Annotated in this window: 19 protein-coding genes; 10 read left to right on the top strand and 9 right to left on the bottom strand. The window is 56.6% G+C overall.

What is annotated here, in order from left to right:
* The first annotated feature begins 124 nt into the window (after positions 1-124).
* A complete protein-coding gene (locus KGD89_RS07375; protein WP_025259157.1) occupies positions 125-1,096 on the top strand; it encodes a carbon-nitrogen hydrolase family protein in 972 nt (323 codons plus the stop codon).
* 152 nt (positions 1,097-1,248) lie between these two features.
* Here KGD89_RS07375 and KGD89_RS07370 read toward each other — a convergent pair whose 3' ends face one another.
* Positions 1,249-1,926 carry an RraA family protein gene (locus tag KGD89_RS07370; protein ID WP_025259156.1) on the bottom strand — a complete coding sequence of 226 codons (678 nt, stop codon included), beginning with the start codon at positions 1,924-1,926 and terminating at the stop codon, positions 1,249-1,251.
* Between the two features lie 230 nt (positions 1,927-2,156).
* Here KGD89_RS07370 and KGD89_RS07365 point away from each other — a divergent pair, with 230 nt between their 5' ends.
* Positions 2,157-3,134, top strand: coding sequence for a hydroxyacid dehydrogenase (locus tag KGD89_RS07365; RefSeq protein ID WP_025259155.1), 978 nt, complete (start codon positions 2,157-2,159; stop codon positions 3,132-3,134).
* 78 nt (positions 3,135-3,212) lie between these two features.
* Positions 3,213-4,544, top strand: a complete 1,332-nt coding sequence (locus KGD89_RS07360; RefSeq protein WP_025259154.1) for an MFS transporter — start codon at positions 3,213-3,215, stop codon at positions 4,542-4,544.
* A gap of 251 nt (positions 4,545-4,795) precedes the next feature.
* Here KGD89_RS07360 and KGD89_RS07355 read toward each other — a convergent pair whose 3' ends face one another.
* Positions 4,796-5,494: an IclR family transcriptional regulator gene (locus KGD89_RS07355; protein WP_025259153.1), complete on the bottom strand. Its 699-nt coding sequence runs from the start codon at positions 5,492-5,494 to the stop codon at positions 4,796-4,798.
* Between the two features lie 120 nt (positions 5,495-5,614).
* Here KGD89_RS07355 and KGD89_RS07350 point away from each other — a divergent pair, with 120 nt between their 5' ends.
* Positions 5,615-5,896, top strand: a complete 282-nt coding sequence (locus tag KGD89_RS07350) for a hypothetical protein (protein ID WP_038399770.1) — start codon at positions 5,615-5,617, stop codon at positions 5,894-5,896.
* Positions 5,897-5,914: 18 nt separating this feature from the next.
* On the opposite strand, the gene KGD89_RS07345 is transcribed toward KGD89_RS07350, so the two are convergent.
* A complete protein-coding gene (locus KGD89_RS07345; RefSeq protein WP_025259151.1) occupies positions 5,915-6,325 on the bottom strand; it encodes a DoxX family protein in 411 nt (136 codons plus the stop codon).
* Between the two features lie 141 nt (positions 6,326-6,466).
* Here KGD89_RS07345 and KGD89_RS07340 point away from each other — a divergent pair, with 141 nt between their 5' ends.
* Positions 6,467-6,793 carry a winged helix-turn-helix transcriptional regulator gene (locus KGD89_RS07340; RefSeq protein ID WP_200985792.1) on the top strand — a complete coding sequence of 109 codons (327 nt, stop codon included), beginning with the start codon at positions 6,467-6,469 and terminating at the stop codon, positions 6,791-6,793.
* 80 nt (positions 6,794-6,873) lie between these two features.
* Here KGD89_RS07340 and KGD89_RS07335 read toward each other — a convergent pair whose 3' ends face one another.
* The 3 genes from KGD89_RS07335 to KGD89_RS07325 form a co-directional block, all read right to left on the bottom strand.
* Positions 6,874-9,066, bottom strand: coding sequence for an OsmC domain/YcaO domain-containing protein (locus KGD89_RS07335; RefSeq protein WP_025259149.1), 2,193 nt, complete (start codon positions 9,064-9,066; stop codon positions 6,874-6,876).
* Positions 9,067-9,218: 152 nt separating this feature from the next.
* Positions 9,219-10,268 (bottom strand): hypothetical protein, encoded by a 1,050-nt coding sequence (locus KGD89_RS07330; protein WP_025259148.1) that lies wholly within the window; start codon positions 10,266-10,268, stop codon positions 9,219-9,221.
* A gap of 78 nt (positions 10,269-10,346) precedes the next feature.
* Positions 10,347-11,267: an AraC family transcriptional regulator gene (locus tag KGD89_RS07325; RefSeq protein ID WP_025259147.1), complete on the bottom strand. Its 921-nt coding sequence runs from the start codon at positions 11,265-11,267 to the stop codon at positions 10,347-10,349.
* Positions 11,268-11,412: 145 nt separating this feature from the next.
* On the opposite strand from KGD89_RS07325, the gene KGD89_RS07320 reads away from it, so the two are divergent.
* Positions 11,413-12,492, top strand: coding sequence for an aldo/keto reductase (locus tag KGD89_RS07320; RefSeq protein WP_025259146.1), 1,080 nt, complete (start codon positions 11,413-11,415; stop codon positions 12,490-12,492).
* A 1-nt stretch (position 12,493) separates the two neighbouring features.
* Positions 12,494-13,009: a nuclear transport factor 2 family protein gene (locus KGD89_RS07315; RefSeq protein ID WP_025259145.1), complete on the top strand. Its 516-nt coding sequence runs from the start codon at positions 12,494-12,496 to the stop codon at positions 13,007-13,009.
* On the opposite strand, the gene KGD89_RS07310 is transcribed toward KGD89_RS07315, so the two are convergent.
* A complete protein-coding gene (locus KGD89_RS07310) occupies positions 12,989-14,359 on the bottom strand; it encodes a GntT/GntP/DsdX family permease (protein WP_025259144.1) in 1,371 nt (456 codons plus the stop codon). The genes KGD89_RS07315 and KGD89_RS07310 overlap by 21 nt on opposite strands.
* Before the next feature lie 413 nt (positions 14,360-14,772).
* On the opposite strand from KGD89_RS07310, the gene KGD89_RS07305 reads away from it, so the two are divergent.
* Entirely contained in the window at positions 14,773-15,060 is a 288-nt protein-coding gene (locus KGD89_RS07305; protein WP_025259143.1) for a hypothetical protein, read from the top strand.
* Positions 15,061-15,084: 24 nt separating this feature from the next.
* The gene (locus KGD89_RS07300) at positions 15,085-15,672 is read left to right on the top strand and encodes a hypothetical protein (RefSeq protein WP_025259142.1); all 588 of its coding nucleotides are present in this window, start codon (positions 15,085-15,087) and stop codon (positions 15,670-15,672) included.
* Between the two features lie 82 nt (positions 15,673-15,754).
* Here KGD89_RS07300 and KGD89_RS07295 read toward each other — a convergent pair whose 3' ends face one another.
* Positions 15,755-16,765: a zinc-dependent alcohol dehydrogenase family protein gene (locus KGD89_RS07295; RefSeq protein WP_025259141.1), complete on the bottom strand. Its 1,011-nt coding sequence runs from the start codon at positions 16,763-16,765 to the stop codon at positions 15,755-15,757.
* A gap of 162 nt (positions 16,766-16,927) precedes the next feature.
* On the opposite strand from KGD89_RS07295, the gene KGD89_RS07290 reads away from it, so the two are divergent.
* The gene (locus tag KGD89_RS07290; protein WP_025259140.1) at positions 16,928-17,842 is read left to right on the top strand and encodes a LysR family transcriptional regulator; all 915 of its coding nucleotides are present in this window, start codon (positions 16,928-16,930) and stop codon (positions 17,840-17,842) included.
* An 82-nt stretch (positions 17,843-17,924) separates the two neighbouring features.
* On the opposite strand, the gene KGD89_RS07285 is transcribed toward KGD89_RS07290, so the two are convergent.
* On the bottom strand, positions 17,925-18,896 hold the full coding sequence (locus tag KGD89_RS07285; protein ID WP_025259139.1) for a hypothetical protein: 972 nt from the start codon (positions 18,894-18,896) through the stop codon (positions 17,925-17,927).
* Between the last annotated feature and the right edge of the window lie 12 nt (positions 18,897-18,908).

Raw genomic sequence — 18,908 nt, 5'->3', positions numbered from 1 at the left:
AGATAACTCCCCTGAGCGCCATGGTATTGCCTTGGATCTAATAACTACCCAATCCGGGCGGATTATTTATCACGCTAATCTCTCCGGAGTGCGAGTCACTTCAATCCATTCAGGAAATAAAGCGATGTCATCCAGTCACACTCAACATCTGGATCTATTAACTGTTGGGCTGGCACAGATTGCACCAATCTGGCTTAACCGCGAAGCGACTCTTGAGAAAATAGTCGATTACATCGGACGCGCAGCAGAACAACAGTGCCACTTCGTTACGTTCGGTGAAGCCCTGTTGCCCGGCTACCCTTTCTGGCTGGAACTGACCGATGGAGCGCGCTTCAACTGCTCAATACAAAAAGATATCCACGCTTACTACCTGAAGCAGGCAGTAGAGATTGAGGCAGGGCATCTGGATGCCGTTTGTGCTGCCGCTGCCAAACACAACATCGCTGTCATGCTCGGTTGTATCGAACGGGCAGCGGATCGTGGTGGCTACAGCGTGTATTGTTCACGGGTTCATATCGGGGCGGATGGTGTGATTGGTTCGGTACATCGTAAGTTGATGCCGACCTACGAAGAACGCCTGACATGGTCGCCGGGTGACGGGCATGGTTTGCAAGTCCACCCCGTCGGATCATTTACTGTCGGCGGTCTCAACTGCTTTGAAAACTGGATGCCCTTGTCGCGTGCCGCACTGTATGCCCAAGGCGAAGATCTGCATGTCGCTCTATGGCCCGGCAATCTGCGCAACACCGACGACATCACTCGCTTCATCGCCAAAGAGGGACGTTGCTTCACTATCTCGGTATCAGCGCTGATGCGGCGTGAAGATTTTCCATCCGATACGCCGCACCTGGACTTGATACTAGCAAATTGCCCAGAGATCCTGGCAAACGGCGGCTCATGTATTGCTGCGCCAAATGGCGACTGGGTCATTCCGCCAGCCGTCGGTGAAGAGTGCCTGTTGGTCGCGACGCTCGACCGCAATGAAGTGCGCCGTGAGCGGCAGAACCTTGACCAGGCTGGGCATTATTCGCGGCCAGACGTTACGCGACTTGTCGTTGACCGGCGCCGTCAAAATGTTGTGACGTTTGAAAATTGATATGAGCTAAACGAGCAGGCGGGAGGCCTGGTTAACGGGACATTCTTTTAAGACCTCTCTACGTAATTTGGACTGCGTAGCAAGCTCATGGAGGGCAAGAATCTGCACCGGCGCAGGTGGCAGTTCTTACCCTCCACCCGAGTAGCAATAAGTCACTGTGGCAGTTGGCAGCCTTTTTTCTTCAGCGACTCCAGCACCCAGGTACGATCATTGGTTCCTTGAGCGATATGTTCCATTTGCTTGCTCTCTGCGGTGTGTTTGGCAACTGCATGCTCATACACCTCGGCGACCTGATCATAAGGTACACACAGCAGGCCATCGTCATCGCCGATCACCAGGTCGCCCGGTTCAATCACCATGCCGTCGATGGCGATCGGCACATTGATCTCGCCCGGGCCATCCTTGTAAGGCCCCCGGTGTGAAATCCCCGCTGCAAACATCGGGAAATCACCTTGGCCGATGGCGCCAGCATCCCGGATCGCACCATTGATCACGATGCCCGCCACGCCACGCTTGACCGCGTAGGCAACCATCATTTCACCGATCAACGCATTGGACAGGTCACCGCCGGCATCCACGACAATCACATCGCCTGGCTGGGCAATATCCAGTGCGTAATGAAGCATGAGGTTATCCCCCGGACGGGCCTTGACCGTGATCGCCGGGCCGGCAAGCACGCCAGCGCGATGCATCGGACGCAATCTGGCCCCGCCTGCGGTCATGCGGTGCATCGAGTCGCTGACGTTAGCGACCGGAACCTCCCGATAGCGCGAAACCCAGTCTGCATCGACCTTGCGTGCGCGCTCCAGAACCCTGAACCCAATGCTCATGTGACGCCCCTCTGTTATTGATGTTGTTCGATGTCGTCGGCTGTGCAGATACCGACAAAAACAGAATTGCATTTCATTATATAAAAACACATCTCCATTGAACCCCAACCAGCACTCAAAAAACAAGATTCAAATCTTAATATTGCAACGCCATTTCAATATGGTAGTGTTGAGCACAAGCAAAACCTGCTCATCACATCTGAAGCGACCATAACAAGAAGGTGTCTGACATGACCCGAACCATCCTGCTCACCGGCCCCGAACTCGCATCGGACGCCATGAATCTGGCCGCAAGCCAAGGCATCAGGGTGATCCCCACAACGCCTTATCTCCCTGCCGAGGAACTGGAAGCGATCATTCGCGCCGAGCAACCCGATGCGATCATCGTTCGCCAGGGCCAACTGACACGCGCCATGATCGAGGCATCCACCAGACTCAAAGCAATCGCCAAGCATGGCGTGGGTTACAACACCATCGATATTCAGGCCGCCGCCGCTCAAGGCGTGTCGGTCAGCGTTGCAGTAGGTGCCAACGCGCAGTCCGTTGCTGAACATGCCTTTGCACTCATGTTCAGCGTGGCCCGCCAGACCGCTCTTCTGGACGCACGCATGCGCGATGGCCACTGGGACAAGTCTTCAGCGAACGGCATTGAATTGTTTGGCAAGACCCTTGGCCTGGTAGGCCTGGGCTCGATTGGCAGCATCCTGATGGATCTGGTGGCACCGCTGCAGATGAACGTGAAGGTTTATGACCCCTATCTGCAGCAGTTGCCCGAGCGGGCTCATGTAACGCGGGAGGAGGATTTCGATCGCCTTCTGGCCGAGAGCGACATCATCAGCCTGCATTGCCCCCTGACAGACGCCAATTACAACCTGATCGGTGCTGAGCAATTCCAGCGCATGCGCCCTGGCTGCATTCTTATCAATACAGCCCGCGGCGAGTTGATTGATACCCAGGCCCTGATTGACGCGCTGAGCGAACGGAAGATAGCGGGTGCCGGCCTGGACACCTTCAACCCTGAGCCGCCACCTGCCGACAGCCCGCTCTGGGGGCTGCCAACCCTGGTCGCCACCCCGCATGTCGGTGCCAACACCTCCGAGGCGCGAGCGCGCGTGGGGCTCGTCGCACTTCGCCAGATCCTTGATGTATGGGAGGGCACACCTCTGGACCCTCGGTGCGTGGTCAACCGTCACCTGCTTGACCGTTGATCCCGTGATCGTGAGCCCACCTCAAGGGGGAGCTCAGCTCATTAAAACACTCCAGAAAAACAAGAACCGGAGAGTCACATGACATCAACAGCCTCCAGCGTCAGCGAACTTGAACGCAGCACCATGCATCGGGTCGCCTGGCGCATATTGCCCTTCCTCATCATCTGTTACCTGATTGCGATCATTGACCGCGGCAACATCGGCATGGCTTCGCTACAGATGAATGAAGACCTGGGCCTGACCGCAAAAGTATTCGGCTTTGCCAGCAGCCTGTTTTTCTTTTCCTACTTTCTTCTGGAAGTCCCCAGCAATCTGGCCATGCAAAAGTATGGCGCGCGTATCTGGATCGCCAGGATCATGATTACCTGGGGATTGATTTCCGCAGGGACCGCCTTCGTGCAGGGCGCCAACTCGCTCTATGTGATGCGTTTTCTGCTCGGCGCAGCCGAAGCCGGCTTTTTCCCTGGCGTGCTGCTGTATCTCACCTATTGGCTGCCTTCCGCTTATCGTGCACGCATGGTTGCCATCTTCATGGTTGCCATTCCTGCCGCTAACTTCATTGGTTCTCCTCTGTCGGGGCTGTTGCTGAGTCTGGATGGCTGGATGGGTATGCGCGGCTGGCACTGGCTGTTCATCATCGAAGGTGTTCCAGCCGTATTGCTGGGGATCGCCTGCCTGTTCGTCCTGACCGACCGCCCCGAGCAAGCCAAGTGGCTCAGCAACGAGCAACGTAGCTGGTTGATACAGCGCCTGGCAGAAGAGGCCTCGAAGAAAACGACAATCGGGCACATTTCGTTGTGGAAGCTGCTTCGCCATAAAGATATCTGGGTGCTGGCATTGATCTATTCGGGTGCCTCTGCCGCCGGCAGCACCATGAGCGTCTGGGCACCACAACTGCTCAAGACCTTTGGCTTGAGCGCTATGGAAATCGGACTGATCAACGCCATTCCCTACGGCCTCGCCTCGGTGTTGATGATTGTCTGGGGGCGCAGCTCCGATCGCACCGGCGAACGTCGCTGGCATACGGCAATGACCATGCTGATGATCGCTGGCGGCCTGCTGCTGACGCTGTTCACCTCATCATTGGTGGCCACAGTGATCATGCTGAGCCTGGTGCTGATTGGGGCCTACTCGATGAAGGGGCCATTCTGGGCACTGGTTTCCGGCTGGCTTTCGTCGTCTACCGCTGCGGCGGGGCTCGCAGCTGTGGGTGCCCTTGCCAACCTGATCGGCGGCGGCATCATGGTGAATGCCTATGGTGCGATCCATGACGCAACAGGCAGCTATGCACTGGCACTGATGCCACTGACGGCACTGTGTACCCTTGCAGGTGTCATGGTTCTGATCATCGGTCGCAAGCGCGAACGCGAACAGGCAGAACAGACCGGGGCTGCCGTCGCCAAGAACTGAAACACCCACCCTGGCAACGCCTCAATACAACAAAGAGGTTTCAAATGGCTTTATCTCGTCGCCCCCGGACCTCATCTGGTTGAACTGGAGCCACGCCTGGCCAGGCTGTCGACAAAACGGGTGATCGATCATAGGGGGCACGTCCCCCAGCCCGAAGGCGTGAAGTCCGGTGCATTCGCCTCACTGATCCGGCTGCTGGACTTCGCTCGATCTCGGGAGCGCCGCGCTATGAAGACTCGACAGAGTCTGGGTTACTGGCCCGCCGCCTTGCAACCCAGGCTGCGCATCAGATCGCGCGCGGCCTCAAAAAAGATACCTTTGAAGCTCTCGGCAGCCTCTTCCGTCAATCGGCTTGCCGGCCCTGAAATGACCAGAGCGCCCATCAATTCCTCCTGGGCTCCGTAAATCGGAAGTGCAACAGAGGCTGCATGAGGGTCGGTCGCGCCACAAGAGTAAAACGGTTTTTCCAGCGCCATTGCGGTCTGGAAAGAGGCACGCAACGCCTGGGCTCCGGCAGCCTCATCCATGGGACGCATGTCACCGGGCTGCATGTTGAGTCGCAGTCGATGAATGGAGTTCACCCGGTATTGGCACATACGATAGGCGCCATGCCGAACGTAGAAGGATACGGTTTCCCCCGTCCGCTCAGACAAGTAATGCAGTTTGGGCATTACATGGCCTTCCAGATCGAGCGACTCCTGGTAAACGGCATTGAGCCTCATGACTTCACTGGCCAACTGATAGCGTCCGTCGGCCATTCGCGTGATGAAACCATGATTTTCCAGTGAAACCATCAAGCGCATGATCGTGCTTTTAATAAGCCCCGTACGTTCGACAAGCTCCACCAGAGTCAGCGCCTTATCACCGACCTGAAATGCCGTGAGCACCGTCAAGACCCTATCGGCCGAAGCCACACCGTTCACCGCAGGGCGCGGCCGCGCTTTTACCATTACAGACACCTCGACTCGTGGAGCCCATCAGCAGGCTTGACCGGGCATTATCCGACAACGAGGTCATCCTCGCCATCGTCGCAGGCATGCCCCCTGCCCCCAAAGCCCGGCTGATCGCCCATGCAGACCAAATCCGCTCCCAGAACCTGCAACTTTCGCAAGCAGGCCCAGGATCGCTCATCACGTACGCTGGCCGCGATCTCCATGACGATCTGGGCACGCCTGGCCAACCGCAGCCAGCAACGCCTGCTCTATGTCGCCACCCAGTCATTCGCCGTTCCGTTCTACGTGGTCGCATCGATCCTGATGCTTGGCACCTGCCTGATGCTCTGGCTCGGCGATCCGGCACGCCGCAAGGACGCTGAAACCGGGCAGGCAGCTTACGACAGCGGCTCGCGATAAAGGTCCTCCAGACTTCCATCAACCAAACGTTGCTTCAAGAACTGCAGCCGCAGGTGCATAAGGCGATTGCAGTTCGCGAGCAGCGTTTTGCGTTGAGAAGGAAGCGATCAGAAAAATGATACCCAACGCCGCAGGCAGTGCGCCTTTGGGGTTGCGGACGCCCAGATGAGCCATGCCGGACAGCACCAGGTGATAGAAGATACCGGCATAGGCGAGATCGCTCAGCGCTACATTGAAGTGCCAGAGAATGGCGATGGGGCCAAGCACCTTGATGACGATCATGAACGGCACAAGAGTCGGGGCCGAATATCCCAGATCCGCTTGTGCCTTTCGCACAAAGTCGCCCTTGGCGATATACAGGCTTGCAGAAACGAAATACAGCAGCGACAACAAAACGGTGCTGATCCAGTAGAGGTAATAAGTGGTCATTTTTTCTCTCTGACTTGAAAGTAAGTTCAATAAGTGGCGAGGATGTCGCCTAACATGAACTTCAACAAGTAGGATGAATGAATGGTGGCTAGTATGGAAAACCAGACTATTGAGGAAACTACAGTCAATATGCATGAGGAAATGCGTCGTGCATTTGCTCTGCTTTCAGGTAAATGGAAACTGGAAATCATGTGGCTGCTCAATCAGCGGATCTATCGCTTTGGCGAACTGCGCAAAGCCATTCCCGGTATTACTCAGCACATGCTGACAGCACAACTGCGAGAACTGGAGGCCGACGGTCTGGTGTCACGCACCATCTTTGCGGAAGTACCACCGCGCGTCGAATATGAAATCACCCAAAAGGCTCGGGGCCTGGGGCCAACAATGGAGGCGCTCGTTGCCTGGTGGAACGAGTATGGGGGAAGCGTGCCGGTCAAGCCCGCCGCACGCGGGCGCAAGGCCAACTGACATGTCGCGGGCAAGCCCCCTCCCACGAGGTGTTCATCCTGTGAGAGGGTCGCGACAGCTTCATTTCAAACGACGTATCGCTATACCGCCTTCGCCCGTGCCGCATGCAGTTTCTTGTAGCTGTCGATCAAACGCTGGTGCCTGTCGAGCCCTTCCAGCTTCATACTGGTGGGCGTCAGGCCGTAGAAGCGGACGCTGCCGTCCATGGAGCCCAGCACCGCGTCCATTCGCTCGTTGCCGAACATGCGACGGAAGTTGACTTCGTAATCCTCAAGCGCCAGCTCTTCGTCCAGTTCCACTTCCAGTACCACGTTCAGGGCTTGATAGAACAAGCCGCGCTCGACGGTGTTGTCGTTGAATTGCAGGAAGGCTTCTACCAGCTCTTTCGCCTCTTCAAACTTCTGCAAGGCGAGGTAGATGAGCAGTTTCAGCTCAAGGATCGTCAACTGGCCCCAGGCCGTGTTGTCATCGAACTCGATGCCGATAAGGGTGGTGATGTCGGTGTAATCATCCAGTTCGCTGTCTTCCAGGCGCTTGGCCAGCTTTTTCAGGCTGGCAGCGTTCAGGCTGTGCAGGTTCAGGATGTCGGCACGGAACAGCAGTGCCTTGTTGGTGTTGTCCCAGATGAGGTCTTCCAGCGGATAGATCTCGGAGTAACCCGGCACCAGAATGCGGCAGGCCGATGCACCCAGATGCTCGTACACCGCCATGTACACTTCTTTGCCCATGTCTTCGAGAATGCCGAACAGCGTCGCGGCTTCCTCGGCATTGGAGTTTTCGCCCTGGCCGGAGAAATCCCATTCGACAAATTCAAAGTCGGATTTCGCACTGAAGAAGCGCCACGACACCACGCCGCTGGAGTCGATAAAGTGCTCGACGAAGTTATTGGGCTCGGTCACCGCATGGCTTTCAAAGGTAGGCTGCGGCAGGTCGTTGAGGCCTTCAAAACTGCGGCCCTGAAGCAATTCCGTCAGGCTGCGCTCCAGCGCCACTTCAAAGCTTGGGTGCGCGCCGAACGAGGCGAATACGCCACCGGTGCGCGGGTTCATCAAGGTGACGCACATCACCGGGAATTCGCCGCCCAGCGACGCATCCTTAACCAGCACCGGAAAGCCCTGCTCTTCCAGGCCCTGGATGCCAGCCAGAATGCCAGGGTATTTCGCCAGCACGTCCTGCGGCACATCCGGCAAGGCAATTTCACCTTCCAGAATTTCGCGCTTTACTGCCCGCTCGAAGATTTCCGACAGGCATTGAACCTGCGCTTCGACCAGCGTGTTACCGGCACTCATGCCGTTACTGAGGAACAGGTTTTCGATCAGGTTGGAGGGGAAGTACACCACTTCGCCATCTGACTGGCGCACATACGGCAGCGAACAGATGCCGCGCTCGACGTTGCCGGAGTTGGTGTCGTACAGATGCGAGCCGCGCAGTTCGCCGTCTGGGTTGTAGATTTCCAGGCAGTATTCGTCGAGGATTTCTTCCGGCAGCGCATCTTTACGCCCTGGCTTGAACCAGCGCTCGTCCGGGTAATGCACGAACTCGGCATTGGCGATGTCTTCGCCCCAGAACTGATCGTTGTAGAAGAAGTTGCAGTTGAGCCGTTCGATGAACTCGCCCAACGCCGACGCCAGTGCGCCCTCCTTGGTCGCCCCCTTGCCATTGGTAAAGCACATCGGCGATTGCGCATCGCGGATATGCAGTGACCAGACATTGGGGACGATATTGCGCCACGAGGCGATTTCGATCTTCATGCCAAGGCCCGCCAGGATGCCCGACATATTGGCGATGGTCTGTTCCAGCGGCAGGTCCTTGCCGGCAATGCAGGTGCCTGCTCCGGTGGACAGACTCGGCATCAGCAAGGCCTGGGCGTCGGCGTCCAGGTTCTCGACTTCTTCGATCACGAACTCAGGCCCGGCCTGCACCACCTTTTTGACTGTACAGCGGTCGATGGAACGCAGGATGCCCTGACGGTCCTTGGCGGATATGTCCGCAGGCAGCTCGACCTGGATCTTGAAGATCTGGTTATAGCGGTTTTCCGGATCGACAATGTTGTTCTGCGACAGGCGAATGTTGTCGGTGGGGATATTGCGGGTTTCGCAGTACAACTTCACAAAGTAAGCCGCACACAAGGCCGATGAAGCCAGGAAATAGTCGAACGGACCCGGTGCCGAACCATCGCCCTTGTAGCGGATAGGTTGATCGGCAACCACCGTGAAGTCGTCGAACTTGGCTTCGAGTCGGAGGTTGTCGAGAAAGTTGACCTTGATTTCCATGCGGGATTACCAGAATAGCGAGCAAACGATTGGCGGCCATTATCCGGTTTTTCAGCTGGAAGTCTTGCGCTTTCACGGCTGTGCCGACGTCCCCGGGCAACTCATACCTGCCACTGGGTCACTGAGCTGTAGGTGGGACGTCCTCTGGCTAATTACTCCTCCCACGCCAAGAGATTGTTTGGCGTATCACCCAATGCCGTCAGGTCGGCACAATGACCGCCACCCGCTCCATTGAATAATGCCTTCGCAAACTCGCCCGAGTAAGGCATTCCCTCCAATATAGGCCGTTTCCCGGCACCACTGCCATTCGGGCGCTTGAACGCCTCTATTCCACTGGTATATTCACTGGGGAGCAGGATCTTTATATTGAACCATTCCTTGATCCACTTCCGGTAATTGTCTATCCATGCCTTGCACCAAAGGCACGCATTCTTAGAACCGCCCAGGTAAACAGTGTGTCCATTAAACTTAACAGGATTTGCCAAAACCTCTTTGGTCAAAAAAGAAAGCAAAACCAATTCTGCATGAACATCTTTGATGCTTTTAACAATATTGACTTCGCCACTATCCGCGTAACTTTTTACAAAACCACTTGGTTGACCTGATGCCTTTGTTGCTCCCGTGGCCTCTGAAACGCCCAGAAAATGGCGCAAAAACCATGAAAGCTTTTTATCTCTCGTCAAGTCTGTCGATTTTGGTTTTGCGATCAAATCCAAGATTGCATCTATTTGATCATGAGTGGGTGTATTCCCGAGATATATCGGCTTTACCTCAGCAAACCCCTGAATAACCGAGTTATCTTGAGGGCTGTACTTTGGCATACGGTGTGAATCTACCGCGACTTTACGAGACGGGTATCCGGCGTCGTTAGTTTCCTTGCTTTTATCAACCGCTATCCAGCGCGTGCTGTCCATGGACAGCAACTCATGGCTATAACGCATACACAACTCAAACTCTGTGCGGCTACTGACGCCGAAGGAGGCCAGATAAGACTTTATCAACTCGCCCTCATCAATCCGGTCAAAGTTACCGGCGATAAATAATTTATCCTTGATTCGCATGCACTGTACTTCCTGTACCTTACCTGCAGTCCTGGTACCCAGCGCCGCATTCCAGTCCCTTGTCGCCGCAGCGGCTTTTATTATGGTTGAGATGTAACAAAGCTCGTTGGGACGCATCAAATCCAAAGCATTTACCGACATCGTTCCTCCTTGATACCTGATAACCACTCACTAAGAGTTCACTATAAAGGATAAGAAGCCCTCATCGAATAAGCCGAGCTAAGCAGGGAAAAGAAGCAAGGTCGCAGCCCCCTCCTGAACGGCTCCACGCAACCGGCTGGCATCCCTGGCCGGTGACAACCCGAACATACGGACATAATCCCTACTGAACTGCGAAGGGCTTTCATAGCCCACCCGATAACCGGCACCTGCCGCATCCAGTGCTTCGGCCACCATCAAGCGACGGGCTTCCTGTAGCCGCAACTGGCTGCGAAACTCCAGTGGGCTCATGGAGGTGACGGCCTTGAAGTGCGCGTGGAAGGTAGAACGGCTCATGCCTGCGATATCGGCGATGTCATCGATGCGGCAGGTTTCGCTGTAATGGCTGCGCAGCCAGGCAATGGCTTTGGCAATCTGGCTCAGACGGCTGTCGGCTTTGGCCAGTTGTCGAACCACACCATTGCCGCTGCTGGTCAGCAGCCGGTAAAGAATCTCGCGAATCGTCAGCGGAGCCAGTGCTTCGATATCGTCCGGGGTATCCAGCAAAGCGGCCAGCCTTGCGGCGGCGTCCAGCAATTCGGGGGTTGTGTCGTTGAGTTCGATGCCTGCGGCAGGCAGGCCGCTCGTTCCTTCAGGGGACGGGTATCGCAGGACGAGGTCGCTCAACACAGCCATGTCCAGGTCGAGAACAAGGCACAGATAAGGCGTCGTCTCGCTTGCCTCGATCACCGAGCCCGTCACGGGAATGTCCACGGAGGCAACAAGGTATTTGGCCGCATCGTAGACATACGAAGTGGTTCCAACCACCACTTGCTTGCGGCCCTGGGCGATCAGGCAGAGGGTCGGTTCATAGACCACAGGCATCGGAATGGTCGGTGCACCCGAACGAACCAGACTGACGCCAGCAATCGGCGTTGGATGTATGCCGTCAGTCGGGGAATGACGACTGATGAGATCGACCAGCTTTTCCAGAGAGCCCATGCTTGCTCCTTTGAAAGTCAGGATTATTGCGTGCCCGGATAATCATGCAAGGACTCAGGACAATCCGGCTACAGGCAGGCGCGCCACTGAATGCAGAATCACTCCCCTACAGATTTCAGGTTCCACTTTCTGTGAGGCGTTCAGTATGTCCACTCTTTCAGCACTCGACCATTACCGCCTGCTCGGACGATCGGGCATGCGGGTCTCACCGCTCGCCCTTGGCACCATGACTTTTGGCTCTGACTGGGGCTGGGGCGCGGATGAAGCCCAGGCGCGACAGATTTTCGATACGTACGTCGATAACGGCGGCAACTTCATCGATACCGCCGTCAATTACACCAACGGGGCTTCGGAGCGCATCCTGGGTCAGTTGCTCAAGGAGAAGCGTGACCGGCTCGTGGTTGCGACCAAATACACCATGGCCCGCGACCCCAGCGACCCCAATTCAGGCGGCAACCATCGCATGAATCTGGTGCGTTCAGTGGAGACCAGCCTCAAGCAGCTCGACACGGATCGTATCGAACTGCTTTACCTGCACGCCTGGGATTTCACCACCTCTGCCGACGAAGTGATGCGGGCACTGGACGACCTGGTGCGCAGTGGCAAGGTGCTCTACCTCGGGATCTGCAACACCCCGGCGTGGAAAGTCGCGGAACTGCAAACGCTTGCCGACCTGCGTGGCTGGTCCCCCCTTGTGGCCTTGCAGATCGAGTACAGCCTCGTCGAACGCAGCGTCGAGCACGAGTTGATCCCGATGGCGCAGGCGATGGGCCTTGGCGTCCTGCCATGGTCGCCGCTGGGTGGCGGCATCCTGACAGGCAAATACAGCCGCGACGATTTGAGCCAGGCCAGCGAAGCCAATGTTTCGCCGACTCGCAAAGGCGTGATCAGCTCATCCGGGCATATGAATGAACGCGCCTTGCAAATCGCTGCCGTCGTGGGCGATATCGCCAGAGAAATCGGTGCGACGCCTTCCCAGGTGGCCCTGGCCTGGACGCTGTTGAATCCTGCCGTCGTCGCACCTGTCATGGGTGCCAGAACCCTGGCTCAGGCGCAGGACAACCTGGGCGCACTCAGCCTTCAACTGGATGACGAGCACGTGGCGCGCCTGGATCAGGCCAGTGTGCCCGAGCCGATCTTTCCGGCTCGTTTCGTCTCCCGGCCGATGGTGCAGCAACTGATCTTTGGCGGGGCTCGCAGGCCTGGCCTGCAAAGGAGCCTTTGACATGGCACTATCAAACGTTGGTAAAACCCTGGCGTTCGTTGTGCTGATCATATCGAGCATGGTTACTGCAGCTTCGGAGCCAGACGTTGCTGCAAACAACAAGCAAATCGTCAGCGAGGCATTCGATCGCTGGGCCGCAGGCGGGAACAGCTTCTTCAGTGAAATGCTGACGCCGGACATCATCTGGACGATCAAGGGCTCGGGACCGAGTGCCGGGGTGTACCGAGGCATCGACCCGTTCATCGAGCAAGCCATCCGCCCATTTGTATCGCGGCTGTCCAGGCCGGTTCGGCCCGTCAGCAGGCAGATATGGGCGGATGGCGATCACGTCATCATTCAATGGGACGGTGCCGGCGTGGCCCGTGACGGGCAGGCCTATAACAACAGCTATGCCTGGATCTTTCACATGCGCAACGGCAAGGCAGTGGAAGTCACGGCCTTTCTCGACCTTGCGCCTTATGACGATGTCTTGCGGCGTATTCCAGAGGCTACGGCGTCAAGTCAACCAGTGCCATAACAGCAGCGTACCGATCAGCCCGACCACCGAAACGATGGTCTGCAGCACTGACCAGACCCAAATCGTCTGCTTCAGTTGCAGCCCGAAGTATTCGCGAACCATCCAGAAACCGGCATCGTTGACGTGGCAGAAGAACACCGAGCCCGCACCGATCACCAAAGCCACCAGCGAGGCCTCGACCGGTGCAAGGCTGGCCATCATCGGTGCCAGGATGCCCGCCGTCGTGGTCGTCGCCACGGTGGCCGAACCGGTTGCCTGCCGCAACGCCACGGCAATCAGCCAGGCCAGCAGCAGATACGGCATGTGTGCGCCCTCCGCCACTTTGCTGATGGTCTGGCTGACACCGGCATCCAGCAGGGTCTGCTTCAGGCCGCCACCGGCACCGATGGTCAGCAACAGCACGGCTATCGGCGCCAGGCTTTTGCGCAAGGTCCCGCCCACATGCTCACGGGAAAGACCGTTGGCCCAGCCCAGGCACACCGTTGCGGCCAGCACGGCAATGCCCAAGGCAACCAGCGGCTCGCCAAGAAACTTCAAGGCCAGCGCGAGGCTGCTTTCAGGTGCCATGAGCACCTTGGCCAAAGTGCTGCCGAGCATGAGAATCACCGGTAAAAGAATGATCAGCAACGAAATGCAAAAACTCGGCTGGCGGCTGACATCGGGCTTGGCACTGAACAGTTCGCCAAGCTCCGCAGGCTCTTCGATGTGCATGCGCTTCGACAACCAGTTGCCGTAAAGAGGGCCCGCAAGAATCACAGCCGGAACCGCAATGCAGAGCCCCAGCAACATGGTCAGCCCCAGATCAGCATGCAGGGCACTGACCGCGATCAGCGGCCCGGGATGTGGAGGCATCAAGGCATGCAACGTGGTCATACCCGCCAATGCCGGAATGGCGATTTTCAGCAGCGGCTGATTGGACTGACGCGCCATGACAAAAATGATCGGCACCATCATCACCAGCCCGACCTCAAAGAACAGCGGCAGGCCGATGACCATTGCCACCAGCGCCATGACCCAAGGCAGCGTCTTGCCCTTGCCCAGCCCGAGCAAGGTGGAAGCAATCCGGTCCGCCGCGCCCGACTCGGCCATCAAGGCACCGAGCATCGCGCCCAGGGCAATGATAATCCCCGCCTCCCCAAGAATACCGCCCGCGCCCTTGCTGAACGCTTTTGCAACGGCTTCAGGCGGCAACCCTGCGCCTATCCCTGCGATGAAAGTCCCCACCAGAATCGACAGAAACGGCGGGAGTTTGGTGGCGCTGATCAACACGATGATCGTGGCAATCGCAATCAGGCAGCAGATGATCAGGCGGGTGTCATGCAACACCCAGGCAGCAGACGACAGATCCAACGTAAACCCCTTCTTGGTACGGTTTTCTCACGAAACAACTGAAACAATTTGTCTCAATTTTTCCAAACCATACCGGAATGCGGCATTGCGCCGCAGTTAAATTTTTACAGAAGGCCGCCCGCCGCGCTGTCGCGCAGCAAACAGGGGCTAGTAATTGCTAAGAGGGAGCGGATGAATCTTCTCCCTCTGTGAGCGAATTTATTCGCGGAAGGTCGCTACACCCGACAAATACTGGTCGTCTGGAATAGCGTCTCGCTGCTTGTGCACTGGCGAAGTTTGTCGGCAGTTCATGACCACACTCAAAGGTTTGTGCAGCGGAACTTAAAGTCTCAACGCAGACCCAAGGTACCGAACCCGACACCAGGGTCACGCGACGGCCAATGACCGTTCTGGAAAAGTGATGGCGGTAAAACATGGCAGATAAGGCGCAGTTGATCGAGCAGGCAAAACAGGCATCCGAGAACCTGTTGACCTGGGCCAGTTTTGTCGCATACACCGAGTTTCTGTGGCAGGACAACACACGGGTGACGGATGCCGAAGCCTGGCAAAGACAGTGGTTTGAGCTGGAGATCCTGAATGGCCTGGCACTGGCCGAGTGGGAAGAACAAGGGCGGCCTGCCGACTGGTCATCAGCCTGGCGTGAAACCTATCAGCAAGACGCACGCGAACTGGCGGCTGAACTGCTGACGTTGACTGCCTGATCGTCGCCTCACGGAGAAGAGTGCATGTACCGCAAAACCGCCGTCGCCCTGCTGCTGATGTTATGCAGTGGCTGTAGCCAGTTTCCCCACAACAGGTTTTTCACCCCGCCCGCCGCTGCCCCGGATACGGCATGGGTGCGTATTGTGGGCGGCACCGAACGGGCCTCTATTGAGCAGGAGTTCAATGGCCAACGCACTGGCGGCCTGGTGCGCAGCAGTGAATTCATACTCACACGAACCCAGGATCTCGGGATGCCTGTGGACAGCGAGCAAGATAAATCGACCTGGAGCGATTATTACGAAACACCGGTGATTGCAGGCCGGAAAACAAGCATCGGCCTGGCCTATCACGGCGCTAATAACCCGTGCAGCAGCACCATGACCTTTGTGCCGCAGAAGGGTCACTATTACCAGTTCGGCCTGCAGGTCGACCTGCGACTGCGCCAGTGTCGCGGTTTACCGTATGAACTGATCAAACATGAGCAGGGGCAATGGAAGCTACAGCGTCTGAAGGATGTGATCTGGGGCGGGAAGTATGGTCATGAAGATGAGAACTGGCAGAAGATGCCAGACTCGCTGATGCCGCCTGCTGTTCCGTATGAGATTCGGTGAGACGGCCTTCATACTTTTAAATTCTGAGTCACTTTATGAGGCGCCGTGCTTACTCAACGGCACGTCGCCTCCGACTGGCAGTTTAAGAAACCGTGATGACCACTTTGCCGAATGCGCCACGGGCCAAATGTTGGAAGGCCTGATGAGCGTCTTTGAACGAATAGGTTTTGTCGATCACCGGGCGGATCGCATGTTTATTCAAGAATTCGTTCATCCGATCAAACGATGAACGAGGGGCGACCGCGATGCCACGAATGGTGGTTTGGCGGAAGATCAATGGCATCAGGCTCAGCGTGGTGGTCTGCCCGGTCAAGAACCCGATTTGCGCAATCTTGCCAGCGGCTTTGGTGGCTGCGATGGACTGATTCAAGCCCTCACCACCGGCAACATCGAGCAACAGGTCTACGCCTTTTCCATCCGTAAGCTTCAGTACTTCTTCTTCCCAGCGTGGGAAGGTCCGATAGTTCACTCCAGCAACGGCACCGAGTTTTTTCACTGCATCAAGATTTTCATCATTGCTGCTGGTCACGATCACCTTGGCACCTAGCGCTGTTGCCAACTGCACAGCGAAGATCGATACACCACCGGTGCCTTGCACCAGAACGGTTTGACCCGGTTGGATCTGGCCGTAATCCACCAACGAATACCACGCGGTCAGTGCCGCAATCGGCAGGGTTGAAGCTTCTTCGTCCGACATATTGTCAGGAGCACGAACAGCGCTGTCTTCATGGATGATCATGTATTCGGCCAGACCGCCTGGTAGCGGCATACCGAAGCAGTATGCAGGCTCGTCCGGGCCTGGCTCGCCATCGATCCACCGCGAATACAGATGCGAGTTGACACGGTCACCTACCTTATAACGGCTTACGCCTTTGCCAACCGCAACGACGGTGCCCGAGGCATCACTAACCGGTATCAGTGGCTTTGGAACCAGATGGGGTTCGTAGATACCATCAACGATGGCCTTGTCACGGAAGTTAAGCGAGACGGCACCGATTTTTACCAGAAGTTCGCCTGTTTTAGGCTCAGGGGTAGTGACTTCGCCAAGTACCAGATTGTCGAGACCGAAGTCTTTCAAGAGCCACGCTTTCATCTGTCTTTCTCCAAGTGGGTGTGAATCTGTTGGCGGTATTTTTCCGCAAGAAAGACAAGCAATAAATGCGCAACCCGGCACATGATTGTTACTATAAAAAGCAATAATATGATTTTTATAGCTTCCTGATAGACAACAAAATTAATGAGTGAGGGAGGTGCGATGGAGCTGCTTCAGTCAATGCAGGTGTTCGCCCGACTGGCCGAGCTTGGAAGTTTTACCCGTGCGGCGGATGCAATGCAGATAGGCCGCCCACAGGTGACCCGAGCGATCCAGGAGCTGGAAACCTCACTAGGTGTCCGGCTTTTTCAGCGCACCACGCGAACAGTGCGGCTCACTTCCGAAGGGGAGCGGTTCTACGAGCGGGTGAAAGACATTCTCGGCGATGTTGCAGAAGCCACAGCGATGTTTGCACTGCCTGGCTCAATCTTGCGTGGCCGACTACGGGTCGATATCCCCACAGCCTTTTCCCAGCCTGGGCTAATAGAGAGCCTGCTGAATTTCACAACCCTTTATCCAGCAATCGAACTGGCACTCGGTGTCACAGACAGAACCGTGGATTTGGTTGCAGAGGGAGTGGACTGTGTATTGCGCATTGGCGAGTTACCCAGCTCAAGCCTGGTGGCGCGACGGATTGGCCTGGCGACGATGATTACCTGCGCGGCCCCCAGATACCTTGAGCAGCATGGCGAGCCCAAGACCCTTGATGATCTGGATGCACATCGGGGAGTTACCTTTCTCTCTGGTCATAATCAGCGCCCGCTGCCCTGGCAATTTTTGCATGCCGGTAGCGAGCAAACCTATGTAAGCCGCCACGGTATTACCGTCAACGAATCCAACGCCTATGTAGAGTGCGGGGTTGCTGGCTTTGGGATTCTTCAAGCACCCGGCATTACCCTCGACCGCTTTCTTGCCAACGGCTCATTGGTCGAGGTGCTACGCCCTTATCGCCCGCATCCTCGGCCCGTGTCAGTGCTGTACCCGAGCCGATCTCACTTGGCACCGCAGATCCATGTCTTTGTCGATTGGGTCCGCGAGCAATTCCCGATCGTCTATGGCCGCTGGCTGGAAAATTAGCAGTTGCTTGAAATACGTATTAAATGCCTGGCTGACGAGGCTGGTACGCAGCAGCGAATGTGTAGGTATTCACAGCGCAGCTCTACTGGCACACGGCTCCGATACAACGCATTGAATTGAAGTCATATACGGCTGAATGGCCAGACTGCCCTTTCGGCACCGGCACGCCTTTGGGAATGAAAAATGTTGCGGCATGTGCGCCGTACAAGCCGGCCGGGTAGGTAAAGGGTTTAAGGACAACATAAGCGTTGAACAAGGCTGGCGCGCTCGGGCGAGGCTTTCCGACACCCGCCACTGGCGGCACATCGCGCTCAGGCGTGCTGGCAACTTTGGCATTCACCCATGCCAAGGCGTCCTCATTCGTGGCTGCGCGGAGCAAGCCATTGGCAACCGCCTCTTCAAGGCCCGGCTGACCGGCAAGAGGCGCGCCCTTTTCTTGAAAGCTTTCGGGGGTTACTGTCGTCGAGGTGACGAGCCTGGCGTCCGAGCTGAGTGGCTGGCCGATCAGAATATTGCCCGACTTATCGGCGGGATAAACGAGCTTCACCGGCTGGCCGAACAACTGACGCGACAATGGGTTAAGCGCCGTATTTTGCTCTTTGCCCACATAGAGGTAACCGCAAGGGCCTTTGTTTTCGTAACTGCTGTTGAGCACAGGCACCTTGGCATCCAGACCAGCCACGCCTTGGCGGTGATACCCCGAGACATACACCGCCACGATCTTTGTGCCCTGGCTCCAGCCAATGTTCCACACCGTCGGTTCATACGCCCCGAGTATCAACGCGACCGGTTGCTCAGGGCTGTTGACCGCAATATCGAACTGAGTGGCCTGATGGCCGCTTTGATCAATCTGAAACGGCAACTCACGCCCCGAATAAGCTCCCGCCGCATACACCACCATGGCGTCAGGAGCCTTGAAATCCTTGAAGGCGCAGGTAGCCGGGGTGTCGTTTTGCACAACGGGTAGCGGCGTAGAGAATTTGAATTCCTTCAAATCTTCTGCGGAGGAAGAGGTTGCAACGGCAAACAGTGCTGCTGCGATCCTTAGTTTCATATTCGTTCCTTG

It is taken from the genome of Pseudomonas cichorii, from assembly GCF_018343775.1.
GTDB classification, from domain to species: domain Bacteria; phylum Pseudomonadota; class Gammaproteobacteria; order Pseudomonadales; family Pseudomonadaceae; genus Aquipseudomonas; species Aquipseudomonas cichorii.
Note: the sequence above shows the minus strand (reverse complement) of the source record. Positions and strands in the feature narration are given on the sequence as shown.

What these genes read in the sequence shown, in the direction of transcription:
- KGD89_RS07375 (WP_025259157.1), top strand. Translation starts at nt 125, where the DNA reads ATGTCATCCAGTCACACTCAACATCTGGATCTATTAACTGTTGGGCTG.
- KGD89_RS07370 (WP_025259156.1), bottom strand. Translation starts at nt 1,926, where the DNA reads ATGAGCATTGGGTTCAGGGTTCTGGAGCGCGCACGCAAGGTCGATGCA.
- KGD89_RS07365 (WP_025259155.1), top strand. Translation starts at nt 2,157, where the DNA reads ATGACCCGAACCATCCTGCTCACCGGCCCCGAACTCGCATCGGACGCC.
- KGD89_RS07360 (WP_025259154.1), top strand. Translation starts at nt 3,213, where the DNA reads ATGACATCAACAGCCTCCAGCGTCAGCGAACTTGAACGCAGCACCATG.
- KGD89_RS07355 (WP_025259153.1), bottom strand. Translation starts at nt 5,494, where the DNA reads ATGGTAAAAGCGCGGCCGCGCCCTGCGGTGAACGGTGTGGCTTCGGCC.
- KGD89_RS07350 (WP_038399770.1), top strand. Translation starts at nt 5,615, where the DNA reads ATGCAGACCAAATCCGCTCCCAGAACCTGCAACTTTCGCAAGCAGGCC.
- KGD89_RS07345 (WP_025259151.1), bottom strand. Translation starts at nt 6,325, where the DNA reads ATGACCACTTATTACCTCTACTGGATCAGCACCGTTTTGTTGTCGCTG.
- KGD89_RS07340 (WP_200985792.1), top strand. Translation starts at nt 6,467, where the DNA reads ATGCGTCGTGCATTTGCTCTGCTTTCAGGTAAATGGAAACTGGAAATC.
- KGD89_RS07335 (WP_025259149.1), bottom strand. Translation starts at nt 9,066, where the DNA reads ATGGAAATCAAGGTCAACTTTCTCGACAACCTCCGACTCGAAGCCAAG.
- KGD89_RS07330 (WP_025259148.1), bottom strand. Translation starts at nt 10,268, where the DNA reads ATGTCGGTAAATGCTTTGGATTTGATGCGTCCCAACGAGCTTTGTTAC.
- KGD89_RS07325 (WP_025259147.1), bottom strand. Translation starts at nt 11,267, where the DNA reads ATGGGCTCTCTGGAAAAGCTGGTCGATCTCATCAGTCGTCATTCCCCG.
- KGD89_RS07320 (WP_025259146.1), top strand. Translation starts at nt 11,413, where the DNA reads ATGTCCACTCTTTCAGCACTCGACCATTACCGCCTGCTCGGACGATCG.
- KGD89_RS07315 (WP_025259145.1), top strand. Translation starts at nt 12,494, where the DNA reads ATGGCACTATCAAACGTTGGTAAAACCCTGGCGTTCGTTGTGCTGATC.
- KGD89_RS07305 (WP_025259143.1), top strand. Translation starts at nt 14,773, where the DNA reads ATGGCAGATAAGGCGCAGTTGATCGAGCAGGCAAAACAGGCATCCGAG.
- KGD89_RS07300 (WP_025259142.1), top strand. Translation starts at nt 15,085, where the DNA reads ATGTACCGCAAAACCGCCGTCGCCCTGCTGCTGATGTTATGCAGTGGC.
- KGD89_RS07295 (WP_025259141.1), bottom strand. Translation starts at nt 16,765, where the DNA reads ATGAAAGCGTGGCTCTTGAAAGACTTCGGTCTCGACAATCTGGTACTT.
- KGD89_RS07290 (WP_025259140.1), top strand. Translation starts at nt 16,928, where the DNA reads ATGGAGCTGCTTCAGTCAATGCAGGTGTTCGCCCGACTGGCCGAGCTT.
- KGD89_RS07285 (WP_025259139.1), bottom strand. Translation starts at nt 18,896, where the DNA reads ATGAAACTAAGGATCGCAGCAGCACTGTTTGCCGTTGCAACCTCTTCC.